The 12,826-nt window shown below is 66.3% G+C and carries 14 protein-coding genes; 5 read left to right on the top strand and 9 right to left on the bottom strand.

Annotated features, from left to right (window positions below):
- Positions 1-2: 2 nt before the first annotated feature.
- From ASF09_RS13905 to ASF09_RS13890, 4 genes are read right to left on the bottom strand one after another with little or no spacing between them, the layout of a single operon-like run.
- Positions 3-389: a c-type cytochrome gene (locus ASF09_RS13905; protein WP_156359368.1), complete on the bottom strand. Its 387-nt coding sequence runs from the start codon at positions 387-389 to the stop codon at positions 3-5.
- Positions 386-1,528, bottom strand: a complete 1,143-nt coding sequence (locus ASF09_RS13900; RefSeq protein ID WP_060526728.1) for a Gfo/Idh/MocA family protein — start codon at positions 1,526-1,528, stop codon at positions 386-388. Before ASF09_RS13900 ends, ASF09_RS13905 begins: the two co-directional genes overlap by 4 nt.
- Positions 1,525-2,589, bottom strand: a complete 1,065-nt coding sequence (locus ASF09_RS13895) for a sugar phosphate isomerase/epimerase family protein (RefSeq protein ID WP_060526727.1) — start codon at positions 2,587-2,589, stop codon at positions 1,525-1,527. The genes ASF09_RS13900 and ASF09_RS13895 overlap by 4 nt, the downstream gene beginning before the upstream one ends.
- Positions 2,586-3,830 (bottom strand): MFS transporter, encoded by a 1,245-nt coding sequence (locus ASF09_RS13890; RefSeq protein WP_060526726.1) that lies wholly within the window; start codon positions 3,828-3,830, stop codon positions 2,586-2,588. Before ASF09_RS13890 ends, ASF09_RS13895 begins: the two co-directional genes overlap by 4 nt.
- 125 nt (positions 3,831-3,955) lie before the next feature.
- Here ASF09_RS13890 and ASF09_RS13885 point away from each other — a divergent pair, with 125 nt between their 5' ends.
- The 3 genes from ASF09_RS13885 to ASF09_RS13875 all read left to right on the top strand — a co-directional run bounded on the left by ASF09_RS13885 (position 3,956) and on the right by ASF09_RS13875 (position 6,740).
- Positions 3,956-4,960 carry a LacI family DNA-binding transcriptional regulator gene (locus ASF09_RS13885; RefSeq protein ID WP_060526725.1) on the top strand — a complete coding sequence of 335 codons (1,005 nt, stop codon included), beginning with the start codon at positions 3,956-3,958 and terminating at the stop codon, positions 4,958-4,960.
- 261 nt (positions 4,961-5,221) lie between these two features.
- Complete coding sequence (locus ASF09_RS13880; RefSeq protein ID WP_060526724.1) at positions 5,222-5,986, top strand: NUDIX hydrolase; 765 nt, start codon at positions 5,222-5,224, stop codon at positions 5,984-5,986.
- Positions 5,987-5,990: 4 nt separating this feature from the next.
- Entirely contained in the window at positions 5,991-6,740 is a 750-nt protein-coding gene (locus tag ASF09_RS13875; RefSeq protein ID WP_060526723.1) for an extensin-like domain-containing protein, read from the top strand.
- Between the two features lie 8 nt (positions 6,741-6,748).
- On the opposite strand, the gene ASF09_RS13870 is transcribed toward ASF09_RS13875, so the two are convergent.
- The 4 genes from ASF09_RS13870 to ASF09_RS13855 form a co-directional block, all read right to left on the bottom strand.
- Positions 6,749-7,303 (bottom strand): hypothetical protein, encoded by a 555-nt coding sequence (locus tag ASF09_RS13870; protein ID WP_056051270.1) that lies wholly within the window; start codon positions 7,301-7,303, stop codon positions 6,749-6,751.
- A gap of 236 nt (positions 7,304-7,539) precedes the next feature.
- Positions 7,540-7,839: a hypothetical protein gene (locus ASF09_RS13865; RefSeq protein ID WP_060526722.1), complete on the bottom strand. Its 300-nt coding sequence runs from the start codon at positions 7,837-7,839 to the stop codon at positions 7,540-7,542.
- An 81-nt stretch (positions 7,840-7,920) separates the two neighbouring features.
- Entirely contained in the window at positions 7,921-8,700 is a 780-nt protein-coding gene (locus ASF09_RS13860) for a transglutaminase-like domain-containing protein (RefSeq protein ID WP_060526721.1), read from the bottom strand.
- An 88-nt stretch (positions 8,701-8,788) separates the two neighbouring features.
- Entirely contained in the window at positions 8,789-9,538 is a 750-nt protein-coding gene (locus ASF09_RS13855; protein ID WP_060526720.1) for a Bax inhibitor-1/YccA family protein, read from the bottom strand.
- Positions 9,539-9,660: 122 nt separating this feature from the next.
- Between ASF09_RS13855 and thpR the strand changes: the two genes are divergently transcribed.
- The gene (thpR, locus tag ASF09_RS13850; RefSeq protein WP_060526719.1) at positions 9,661-10,218 is read left to right on the top strand and encodes an RNA 2',3'-cyclic phosphodiesterase; all 558 of its coding nucleotides are present in this window, start codon (positions 9,661-9,663) and stop codon (positions 10,216-10,218) included.
- A 43-nt stretch (positions 10,219-10,261) separates the two neighbouring features.
- Positions 10,262-10,798, top strand: a complete 537-nt coding sequence (locus tag ASF09_RS13845; protein WP_060526718.1) for a superoxide dismutase family protein — start codon at positions 10,262-10,264, stop codon at positions 10,796-10,798.
- Positions 10,799-11,174: 376 nt separating this feature from the next.
- Here the strand turns inward: ASF09_RS13845 and ASF09_RS13840 are convergent, their stop codons facing one another.
- Positions 11,175-12,776, bottom strand: coding sequence for a spinster family MFS transporter (locus ASF09_RS13840; protein ID WP_060526717.1), 1,602 nt, complete (start codon positions 12,774-12,776; stop codon positions 11,175-11,177).
- Positions 12,777-12,826: the final 50 nt, after the last annotated feature.

Below are 12,826 nucleotides of genomic sequence, written 5' to 3'. Positions count from 1 at the left end.
CATCATTTCGACCCCTCGGCCTTGAGATACGCGATGATCGCCGCGCGCTTGGCCGGATCGGGGGTGGCGATCGGCATGCGCGTGCCCGGCACCTTCTTCTGCGGCGCGGCGAGGTATTCGTTGAACGTCTTCTCGTCCCAGCGCAGCTTCGATGCCTTCAGCGCAGGCGAGTAGTTGAAGCCTGGCGTCGCGGCGGCGGCTCGGCCGACCACGCCGTACAGGTTCGGACCGATGCCGTTGCGGCCACCCTTCACGACGGTGTGGCAGGCGCGACAGGCGGCGAAGGCGGGCGGCGAGGTCGCGGTAGACTGTGCGGTGGTCGGCGCGGAGACCGTGACCGCAGCAACTGCCGCGATACTTCCTGCGACCAGAGCCATGAGCAGCTTCATTCATTCTCTCCCGGATTTATTGAAGTCCATTTGCGGTCCGCGCCGGCGTTGGCGATCACCGCCTCGATGAAGCGCATCGTGCGCAGGCCATCGGTCACGCCCGGAAACCAGCCTTTGCCATCGCCGCGGATTGCCGAGGCGAACGCGCGGTACAGGTTGGCGAACGCCTCGATATAGCCCTCGGGATGACCCGCGGGTGTACGTACGAGCGGAGCGGTCGCGTCGAGCATGCCCGGACCGCCGGTCCGCACGATCTCGGCGGGGCGGTCGAGCCAGCGCAGCGTCAGCGTGTTCGGCTCCATCTGCGACCATTCGAGGCCGCCGCGTTCGCCGTGGATCCTGAGCCTGAGCCCGTTCTCCTCGCCCGCCGCGATCTGGCTCGCCTTGAGCGTGCCGCGGGCACCTCCCTCGAAGCGGAGCAGCGCGCTGACGTCGTCGTCGAGGCGGCGGCCTTCGACGTGCGTCGTAAGGTCTGCGGAAACCGAGTGTACCGACAGGCCGGAGACATGCTCGGCAAGCTGGAACGCGTGCGTGCCGATGTCGCCGAGACAGCCGCCGAGTCCCGCGCGGGCGGGATCGGTCCGCCATTCGGCCTGCTTGTTGCCGTCGGTGTCGATAGATTGGCTGAGCCAGCCTTGCAGATATTCGACCTGGACCAGCCGGATCGCACCGAAATCGCCGCGTTCGACCCGCGCGCGCGCCTCTTCGATCATCGGGAAGCCGCTATAGGTGAACGCCAGCGCGAAGTGGCGGCCGCTGGCCTTGGCGGCGGCGGCGATCGCTTCGGCCTCGACGACGCTCATCGCCATCGGCTTTTCGCAGAAGACGTGGAAGCCGGCCTCCAGCGCGGCGATCGCCATCGGCGCGTGGAGGTGGTTCGGCGTGACGACCGCGAGCGCTTCGATGCGCTGGTCCGCGGGCAGCGTACTTTCGTGCGCGATCAGTGCATCGATCGTCGGGTAGACCCGCTGCGGATCCAGACCGAGCAGCGCGCCGGTGCGCGTGTTGCGCCCCCCATCGGTGCTGAACGCACCCGCCACCAGATCCCAGTCGCCGTCGAGCGCCGCCGCCATCCGGTGGACGGCGCCGATAAAGGCCCCCTCCCCGCCGCCGGCCATGCCGAGACGAAGCCGGCTCATGCCTGCCCCTCGGACAGCCCGAGCAGCTTGCGGATCGCGGCGCGATCGATGCCGCTAGCGGCGAAGTCGTCGAACGGGCGCTCGGTCAGGCGGATGATGTGGTCGCGGATGAACGGCGCACCCTCGCGGGCTCCGTCATCGGACCGTTTCAGCGCGCACTCCCATTCGAGCACCGCCCAGCCGTCATAGCCATATTGCGCCATCTTGCTGAAGATGTCGGAGAAATCGACTTGCCCGTCGCCGAGCGAGCGGAAGCGGCCAGCGCGATCGACCCAGTTCTCGTAGCCGCCATAGACGCCGGTGCGACCGTTCGGGTTGAACTCGGCATCCTTGACGTGGAAGCACGAAATCCGATCGTGATAGCGGTCGATGAAGTCGAGATAGTCGAGTTGCTGCAGCACGAAATGCGACGGATCGAACAGCAGGCGCGCACGAGGATGGTTGTCGACGGCCGCCAGGAACCGCTCCCACGTCGCGCCGTCATGAACGTCCTCGCCCGGATGCACCTCGAACGCGCAATCGACGCCGACCTCTTCGAACACGTCAAGGATCGGAGTCCAGCGCCGCGCGAGTTCGGCGAACGCTTCCTCGATCAGTCCAGCGGGACGTTGCGGCCACGGATACACGTACGGCCATGCCAGAGCGCCCGAGAACGTCGCATGCGCGGACAGGCCAAGGTTGGCGCTCGCCTTCGCCGCCAGTTTCACCTGCTCGACCGCCCAGAGCTGGCGCTCGGCAGGTTTGCCGTGGACTTCGGGGGGCGCGAAGCCGTCGAACAGCGTGTCGTACGCCGGATGGACCGCGACCAGCTGGCCTTGCAGATGCGTGGACAATTCGGTGACTTCGATGCCGTGCTCGGCGAGCGTCCCGCGAAGGTCGTCGCAATAGGTCTTGCTCTCGGCGGCAAGCTTCAGGTCGATCAGTTGGGCGTTGCAGGGGATCTGGACGCCGACATAGCCAAGCCCCGCCGCCCATTCCGCCAGACCGTCGAGCGTGTCGAACGGCGCTTCGTCGCCAAGGAACTGGGCGAGGAATATTCCGGGGCCCTTCATGCCGGTCATGCTGCACTCTTTCTGGTGTCGTCGCGGAACGTGAACTGGAACAGCAGCGCGATCACGGCCGCGGCGATCGCGGGATACCACCACATATGCTGCCAGTCGGCGATGGTCGGCGATGCGGGCAGCTGCGCGTACAGCAGCGCGCCGATCTGCGAGCCGAGCAGCATGCCGACGCCGTAGGTGAACAGCGTCAGCATACCCTGCGCCTGCGCGTTCACCCCCTTCGGCGTGGCGATCGTGCCGGTGTAGATCGCGCCGGCGACGAAGAAGAAATCATAGCACACGCCGTGCAGCGCGACGCCGAGATACACCGCCCACAATGACGATCCGCCATCGCCGATCGCGAACAAAGCATAGCGCAGGGCCCATGCCGCCATCCCGACCAGCAGCAGCGGCTTCACGCCGAACCGGCGGTACAGCCACGGCATCGAGAACATGAAGACGAGTTCGGACATCTGCCCGATCGCGAGCGTGCCGCCGACGTTGCTGATGCCGGTCGCGCCGACATAGGGTGAGGCATAGGCGTAATACATCGCCAGCGGGACGGATATCAGCGTCGCGCAGGTCATGAAGATCAGGAACGAGCGCTGCTTGAGCAACCCGAACGCCTCGATGCAGAACACCTGGCGGAGCACGCTCTCGTCGCGCGGTGCATCCGCCGTCACGTTCGGCAGCGTGAAGCTGTAGAGCCCCAGCGCGATCGAGACGACCGCCGCGACGCGGAAGATTTCGGGGCTAGCGGACAGCCCTGCCCAGCCGATGATTAGCCCCGCGGTGATCCAGCCGAGCGTACCGAACGCACGGACGAACGGGAACTTGTCGGTCCGCTCGCCAAAGCTCTTCAGCGCGATCGTGTTGGCGACGCCGACCGTCGGCATGTAGAGGATCATGTAGCAGAGTAGCAGCCAGACGAAGGTGCCGCCATTTTCCGGCGTGACCAGCGACGGCAGAACGAACAACAGCACGCCGCCGACCAGGTGCAGGATGACCATCAGCATCCGCGGGCTGACATAGCGCGCTGCCGCCATGCCGAGCAGGAACGACCCGACGATCGACGCAATCGGCCCGACCGAAAACGCGTTGCCGATGAGGTTGCCGATGCCGACGGTCTGCATGACGAGGCCGAGCGTGACGGTCCAGGCGCCCCAGACGAAGAACTGCAGGAACATCATCACGCTCAGGCGGCCGGTCAGCATCCCACCGACGGCGGGCGCGGCCTGAAATCCATCGTTCGTCACGGCCATTCGCCACCTCTCCGATCGCAGTTTTCCTGCTTGTCGGACACGAGGCTACGAAGACGCGAAACGAATGTAAAGGATTACATCGGATATATATCGACACTGCCCCCAACCGGATCCATGACGAGCCGATGCCGACGATCATCGAAGTGGCCGCACTCGCGGGCGTCTCCACCGCCACCGTGTCGCGCGTGCTGAGCCGCCCCGAACAGGTGTCCGAGGAAACGCGGCGGCGGGTGCTCGCGGTCGTCCGCGAGTCGGGGTACGCGCCCAATGTCGCCGCGCGCAGCCTGCGGACGTTGCGCGCGGCGAAGATCCTGCTGACCGTCCCCGACATCTCGAACGCTTTCTTCGCCAGCGTCATCCGCGGCGCCGAAGAGGCCGCGCGGGACGCGGGGTATTCGGTCGTCGTCGGCGACACGCGGCACGATCCAGACGTCGAGGATCAGTACGCCGATATGCTCTCGCGCCGCGAAGTCGACGGGCTGATCTTCCTCGGCCACCGCCTGCCCGCCAGCCTTGCCCCGCTGCTGGCGCGCAAGGGGACCGCTGCGCCGGTCGTCAACGGCTGCGAATACAGCCCGGACCTGGGCGTCCCCAGCGTCCACATCGACAACGCCGCGGCGAGCGCCGATGCGATCAACCATTTGATCGATCTCGGTCACCGCACCATCGGCGTCATCACTGGCCCCGAGATAAGCCCGATCAGCCGCGACCGCCTCGCCGGCGCGATCGTCGCCGCGACCCGCGCCGGCCTGCGCGACAGCCTGCACATCAGCATCGGCGACTATTCCGCGGGATCCGCGGTCGATCACACCCGCGACCTGCTCGCACACGACGTCACCGCGCTATTCTGCTTTAGCGACGAAATGGCGATGGGCGCGCTCAGCGCGATTGGCGATGCGGGGCTCTCATGCCCCGCCAACATCTCGGTGATCGGCTTCGACGACCTGCCGCTCGCGCGCTACTTCCAGCCGCCGCTGACCACCATCGCCCAGCCCAAGGGCATGATCGGGCGTCGCACGGTCGAACTGCTCGTCGACATTCTGCGCGGCGTCGACGGCCCCCCGCAGCAAGTCACGCTCCATCACGAACTCGTGGTGAGGAAAAGCACCGCGGCACTTCGCCCTCGATGACCGAAACCGAAGACAGATTGTATGCCAGAGAATGACCGTCACTTTCTCGTTCGCGTGACGCCCGCTGTGTCTCTGGATCAAAGTTCGGCCGAACCGCCTCGTGTGCTCCGATAACGCTATAGGCGCCCCAGGCTGAACGGACATCCTCCCGAAATTTACAGACATTCGAGCCTTCGGTGTCCTGAACCCCGCCGATCGAGACTAATCGGCAGACTTCGCGCATACGCTACCGGACCGGCCGTTCGCGAGGTATCGCGGGCCATGCCCGACTCAGACCCGACGCCCCCGATCCCTGCAGCGACGTTGATCGTGTGCCGCGAAGCATCGGTCGGGCCACCCCAGATCTTGATGGTCGAGCGCGCGAAGGCGATGGCGTTCGCCGGCGGCGCGCTCGTGTTTCCGGGCGGTCGGGTCGATCCCGGCGATCATGCGCTGGCGGCGTTGCTGGGGCGTCCCGACGCCGATACCGCCGCGCGGATCGCCGCGATCCGCGAGACGATCGAGGAAGTCGGACTGGCGATCGGCCTGTCGCCGGCACCATCGGCAGCGACGCTCGCGACGCTCAGGGCCGCCTTGCACGCGGGGTTCCCCTTCGCGCAGGTGCTGGCCGAGGCGGGAACGCAGGTCGACGTCGATGCGCTCGAGTATTTCGCGCGATGGCTACCCGCACACGCCGCCGTGCGGATCTTCGACACGCGCTTCTATCTGGCCCGCCTGCCCGCCGGTGCGCCCGCACCCCGCGTCGACGCAACGGAGAACGTCCGCCTGTTTTGGTCCACCGCCGCCGACGTGTTGGCGGATGCCGATGCAGGCCGGGCCACGATCATCTTCCCGACCCGTCGCAATCTCGAACGGCTGGCGCAATTCGCCGATGTCGAGACGGCAATCGCGCACGCGCGGAGTCACCCGGTTCGCACGATCACGCCGTGGATCGAGACGCGCGACGGCGTCGATCGTCTCTGCATTCCCGACGATCTCGGCTATCCCGTGACCGTGGAGCGGCTCAGCGACGCGGTCCGCGGCTGATCGCTTGCGCGCGCTTCGTCGTACGATCGGCGGGCTTACGGGGCTCGCATTGCTGGTCGCGCTCTGCCTCGTGCTGTGGGCCAACCTGCGGGGGCGACCGCAGGACCTGCCGTGGACTCCGCTCGATCTCGGCCAACCGATCGGCGCGTTCACCGGCCGCAAGCTGACGGCGCTGACCCGGGATTTTCCAGCATGCCGGGCGCTGCTCGACCAGGCCGGCGTGTCCTATGCGGTCCTGCCGCCCCGTCGGGACGGGGATCGATGCGGCTATGCCGATGGGGTTCGCCTGGTCGAAGATCCCCGCACGGCAGATGGCAAGGTTCGGCGGATCGCGTTCAGCCCGGCGGGATTGCGCCTATCCTGCCCGGTCGCGGCGGCGCTGGCGATGTGGGAGTGGAATGTCGTGCAGCCATCTGCCCAGCGGCATTTCGGCGCCCGAGTGGCACAGATCGATCATCTCGGCAGCTATAGTTGCCGCCGCGTCGCGGGCAGCGGCCCGACCGGCTGGAGCGAGCATTCGACCGCGGACGCCGTCGACATCGCGGGGTTTCGGCTCAGCAACGGCACGCGGATCACGATCGCGCGCGACTGGCGGGGCGACACGGCGAAAGCGGCGTTTCTCCACGACGTGCGCGACGGCGCATGCACGCTGTTCGCGACGACATTGTCCCCCGATTACAACGCCGCTCATGCCGACCATCTCCACCTCGACCAGGCCGAACGCGGATCGATCGGCTGGCGTGCGTGTCGTTAGGCCTTCGATCAGTTCGCCAGCGTCGTCCCCGAATCGACCTTCTCCACCCAATAGGGAAAGAACGCCGGTTGACGGTTCGACCAGCCCGACGCGGTCGCCGCGGCTTCGCTGATCGACTGGAGCAATTTTCGCCGGAGTTCGGGATGCAGATGCGGCAGCGCAGCCGCGGCGCAGAAGGCGGACGGCAGCCATGGCCGGACCTCCGCCCCGATCAGCCGCTCGTACAGGAAGCGCAATGCGGAAAAGCTGGTCAACCGCCCCTGGCCCAGATCGAACGCGACGAGGGTCATCAGCGGCGCGAGGAACGGCTCGATCGCGTCGAGACCGCTGTCGTCGGGCACCATGACGCGAAGATCGGGCAGCGCATTGTAGAGCCTCGCCTGGGCACGGATGCTTGCCGCCTCGACGACATCGCGCGACCACCGCTCGGTCGCGTCGTCGCGGTCCAGCCCGACATCCAGAGACCGTCGGATGTAACGCTGCGCAGCGCTCGGAAAAGCCGCAAATTCCTTCATCTCGGCCAGCGTCATCGATCCCTGTGCCGGTTTCATTCTGGAAGCCATGTCGTCACCCCGCTCTCGTCAAGGAACCGGCAGACTATGCGCTCGGATGGTTAACAACGTTCCTATCGCGCGTCATCTTTCCGTAACGCCAAGCGACCATGAAAGCTGTTGCGCTGCAACAAGGCTGCGATGAACCGAACGAAACTAAGCGATTTGATCGTCTTGCGAGGCGTTTGGGCAACAAAAAAGCGCCGGTCGTTGCCGACCGACGCCCGTTCGTTGAGCAGATGCGAGAGCTACGCCTGCTTTTCGCGCAGCGCCCGCTCGGCATCCTCGTCATAGCCCGACGACTTCGCGGGCTCGCTGCCCGACCCCGGCTGCGTCGCCGAAATCGGATCGCTGCCGTCCATCGACTCGTCGAGCCCGTTGTCGAGACGCGCGTCGGCGCTGTCGGGATTCTTCTGCAGGCGCTTGCCGATCGACTTGTCCTGGCCTGCCTCCTGGCGCGGATCGCGACCCGAACTCTTGCCCTCGGCATCCTTGTCGTCGGGCGCTACGGACAGGCTATCCAGCGCGCTCTTGTCTATGTCGGTCATTGCGACGTCCCTTTTTAATCTTGGCGATGACCAACGGACGAAGCGAAGTTTGTTTCCCGGCGAAGGGCTCCGCGGGCCGGCTCAATCGAGCGGCGTCACCTTTACCGTCTGCTCCCAGAGATAAGCCTGACCAAATACCGTCATGAACGCGATATCGGTCGCATCGCGTCCGACGCAGACCCGCGCGATGTCGCTGCACGTCGCCATCCTGGTCGCGTCGATCAGCCGCCAGTCCCCCGCCAGCCACAGTTCCGCCACCGCATGGAAGTCGGGCGGATCGACCCCCGGCGCATAGGCCGACACGCACCGCGCCGGGATCCCACCCGCCCGCGCGAGCGACACCAGCAGATGCGAATAATCGCGACACACGCCCGAGCGCGACGCAAACGTATCGAGCGCCGTCGTCTCTCCGCTGCTCGATCCACAGCGATAGTCGAGTGACTGGTACACCCACTCGGTCAGCGCCGCCGCCAGCGGACCGCCTTCCAGCCCGCCGAACTCGCGCGCGACGAAGCCCTCGAAACGGTCCGACGGACAATAACGGCTCGGCATCAGATACGGCGTCAGCTCACCATCGAGCATCCGCGGCGGCGTCGCCGGATACAGCTCGAGCTGCACCCGCTCGCGCTTTACCGCGACGATGGCCTTATACTCGGCCGTGAACCGGCCATGCCCGCGCGACCAGCAGCGCTGGCCGATCCCGTCCTCGCCGCGCACCGCCCGGATCGGGCTATCCGACCACAAGGTAAGGGACTCGGATTCGATCGTCTGGTCGGCCATCGCCGCCGCCTCGATCTGGAGGAGCACATCGGCATCCCCCGTGATCCCGTAATCCAGACGCACGTCGATCGAGAGCCGCATGGCGCGTCCCATTCCTGTCCCGAGGCCAAAAGAAAAGGGCCCGGCGGTGTCCCGCCGAGCCCTGCGTTCGTCACAACCTTAGCGGGAGTTAGTTGCGGCTGCTACCAAACAGACGCAGCACGAACATGAACATGTTGATGAAGTCGAGGTACAGGCTCAGCGCCGACATGATGACGACCTTGCCGACCATGTCCGTGCCAGCGACCTGCGCATACAGCGCCTTGGTACGCTGCGTGTCGTAGGCGGTGAGGCCCGCGAACAGCAGCACGCCGACGCCGCTGATGACCAGCTGCATCACGCCCGACTGCAGGAACATGTTGATCAGGCTCGCGACCAGCAGGCCGACTATGCCGATGATCAGGAACGTCCCGAACGCCGACAGGTCGCGCTTGGTGGTGTAGCCGTACAGGCTGAGACCAGCGAAACCGGCTGCGGTGGCGAAGAACGCACCCGCGATCGACGTGCCGCTATAGACCAGGAAGATTGTCGACATCGACAGGCCCATCAGGACGGCAAAGCCCCAGAAGAGCATCTGCATCGTGCCGGTCGACATCTTGTTCTGGCCATAGCTCATGCCGAACACGATCGCGAGCGGCGAGAACATGATGACGTACTTCAGGATGCCGCCGCTCATGAACACCTGTGCGGCGGGCGACTCTGCGCCGCCCCATGCAAACAGCATCGCGACGATGCCCGTCAGCAGGACAGCCGAGCCCATGTAGTTATACACGGACAGCATGTACGACCGGAGACCAGCGTCATAGGCCTCGGTACGCTGGCCCGTGGCCGTCGTTCCGAACGGCGCGGCGCGGGGCCGGGGGTCAGACCAATTAGCCATGGTGAAATCAGCTCCTTTGTCCGGCATGGTGCCGGTTACGGTGAATATCGTCTTTTACAGGACGCTTTTCAAGCAGAGTGGTTGCATCGGCACGGTGGTTCGCGGTTAACCTGCCGCAATCCATGATCCGCCTTTTCGTCGCCCTCCGCCCGCCACCCGCTATCCGTCAGAGCTTGCTCGACATAATGGAGGGCGTGCCCACCGCACGCTGGCAGGACGAGGAAAAACTGCACGTGACGCTCCGCTTCATCGGCGAGGTCGAACGACCGGTCGCGGAGGACGTCGCGGTCGCTTTGAGCCACATCGTCGCGCCGGTCCCGAGCGTCGCCCTCACCGGAGTCGGCCGGTTCGAGAAGCGCGGACGGACCGATACGCTCTGGGCCGGCGTGACGCCCCCCGACGCGCTCGCCGCGCTCCACCGCAAGGTCGACCAAGCGTGCGTCCGCGCCGGCCTCCCGCCCGAACACCGCGCCTATCTCCCGCACATTACCGTCGCGCGGCTGGCACGGTCCGCGGGTGTCGGGTTCGCGATCGAGGACTGGCTGACGACGCATGCCGCACTGTCGAGCGCGCCCTTCCCGCTGCCCCATCTCGTGCTGTACCAGAGCCATCTCGGCCGCGACGGCGCGACGTACGAACCCGTCGCTCGCTGGGCGCTCGATACCGGGGGCGGAACCTGAGCCACGGCGAAGGGTTCGCCAAGACACAACAGGGAGAGACATTATGCGGATTGCGACACTGGCATTGCTCGGCGCGGCGACCATGAGCTTGAGCGCCTGCGACAAGGCCGGCATGGACACGGGCACGCCGATGGCAGGCGGCCGGCACGCCATCGCGACGCTCCAGAACGCCAACGGGGTCGATGTCGGCCGCGCCACCGCCACCGAAGTCGCGGGCGGCATCCGCTTCACGCTCGATGCCAAGGCGATGCCCCCCGGCACGCACGGCGCCCATATCCACATGGTCGGCCGCTGCGACGCCCCCGACTTCACGACCGCGGGCGGCCACTGGAACCCGACCGGCATGAAGCACGGCAGCATGAACCCACAGGGACCGCACGAGGGCGACCTGCCCAACCTCGTCATCGGCACCGACGGCCGCGGCACGATCGGCATCACGATCTCCGGCGCGACGATGGCGGGCCTGATGGACACGGACGGCTCAGCCTTCGTGGTGCATGCAGGTCCGGACGACCTGATGACCGATCCGGCCGGCAACAGCGGCGGGCGCATCGCCTGCGGTGTGTTCCAGGCGGGATAACGACGATTTGGGGGGGGTAACGAGCGCTGGCGGGCGCTCGTTTGAGCCCCGCCCCCGTCCCCGTCATGCCGGGCTCGTTCCGGCATCCACGGCCCCGCAAACTCGAAAGCCGTGAGTTCGCGGCACAGTGGACCCCGGAACAAGTCCGGGGTGACGGCATGAGTAATGCACCCCGCCCCCGTTCGTGCTGAGTAGAGACCGAGTAACTTCAAAGAAGCGTATCGAGGGCTCGTATCGAAGCGCATTTTTCGCGCACCGACCTACCTCCTCCCCGTTCGCCCTGAGCGAAGTCGAAGGGCATGCCCCAAGCGTAGGTGATTCGACTTCGCTCAGCACGAACGGAAGAGGGTGGCCGGCATAGGGTCAACAGGAGCGGTTAAACCGCCTCCCCCGCCGCCCGAGCCCTAGCCTCCCGCGTAGCCTCGGCCCCAGGCGCCAGCCGGTACGCCGCCACCGCACACGCCAGCGTGATCGGCGTCACCACCAGCAACGACAGCATCCCGATCGACAAGCTCCCGGTCAGCGTCGACACCCGCCCCGCCATGTACGGCCCCAGCGCCAACCCGATCAGCGTCGTCCCGATAAAGAACGTCGCGGTCGCCGTGCCCCGCATCCGCGGCAACACCATGTCTTGCGTCGTCGCCGCCGCCGCCCCCAGCGCACACGATGCGGTCAACTGCGCAAGGAAGATCCCCGCATAAAACGCGACCGGCGACGACGCGGTGAAGGCGAGGATCAAGAACGGCACCGGCACCACCGCGCCGAAGATCACCACCCACAACCGCCCCGCCGGATTCCCCTGGCGCAACCGATCGGACACCACCCCGCCGATCGTCAGCCCGAGGAACCCCGCGGTCGCGCCAAGACTGCCGATCATGAACCCCGCCGACGCCGGCGTCGCGCCAAGCTCGCGCAACGCATAGGGCGCCGCCCAGAAACTCGCGGCATAGCTCAGGAACGCGTTCAGCCCATACGCCACCACCGTGCACAGGAACGCCGGCGTCCCGACGATCAGCGCAAAGGTCGGCGGATCCCGCCGCTTCAGCGCCGACGCCCATGAGAACACCGCGTAAACACCGATCCCGATCGCCACCCATTGCGGCCACGGTTCGCCCGCCGCGACCAGCCCCAACACCGCCGCGACCACCAGCGCTAGCGCAACAAGGTTGTACCAGAGAGCCCGCGCACCACCCATTGCCGCACCAATCAAGGTCAGCGGTGGCACGATCGTCACCAGTTCGGCTCCGAACGCACGGAACGGCGCCGGATGCTTGTCGGGCTCGGGCAGACCTTCGACCAGCCCGCGGATCGGCTCCTTCAACGTCGCGATCCAGACGGCGAGCAACAGCCCCGGGACGCCGACCGCCATGAACGCCGCCTGCCAGCCGACCAGCCCGAGCGGTCCGCCGCCCGGATAGGCCTTGTTCCAGCCCTGCACGATCAGCCCGCCAATGAACAACGAACAGCCGCCGCCGACGTACAACCCGGCGGAATAGATCGACAAAGCCGTCGCGCGCAGCCGCTTCGGGAAATAATCGGAGATGATCGAATAGGCCGAAGGACTAGCGGTTGCCTCGCCGATCCCGACGCCGATCCGCGCGGCGGCAAGATGCCCTCCGGTCTTCGAAAATCCCGACAGCGCGGTCATCACCGACCACAGCGACAACCCGATCGTCATCAGCCGGACGCGGTGCCAATTGTCCGCCAGCCGCCCAAGCGGGATTCCGAACAGCGAATAGAACACGCCGAAGGCGGTGCCGTACAGGAACCCCAGATCCTGATCCTTCAGCCCCAGGTCGCGCTTGATGTCCTCCGCCAGGATCGAGATGATCTGCCGGTCGACGAAGTTCAGCACATAGACCAGGAACAGGACCGACAGCACATACCAGGCGTAGCGCGATGCGCCCTGTTCGGAGGGCGGGACGACGCCCGAGCTATCGCCCGATCGGTCAGCAAGCTCGTCTATAGTCGCCGCCATGATCCCTCCTCGATGTTTTCGAAGCTTGGGTATCAGAGCTTGCCAGATAG

This window comes from Sphingomonas sp. Leaf242, assembly GCF_001422045.1.
In the GTDB taxonomy this organism is placed as follows: Bacteria; Pseudomonadota; Alphaproteobacteria; order Sphingomonadales; family Sphingomonadaceae; genus Sphingomonas.
Note: the sequence above shows the minus strand (reverse complement) of the source record. Positions and strands in the feature narration are given on the sequence as shown.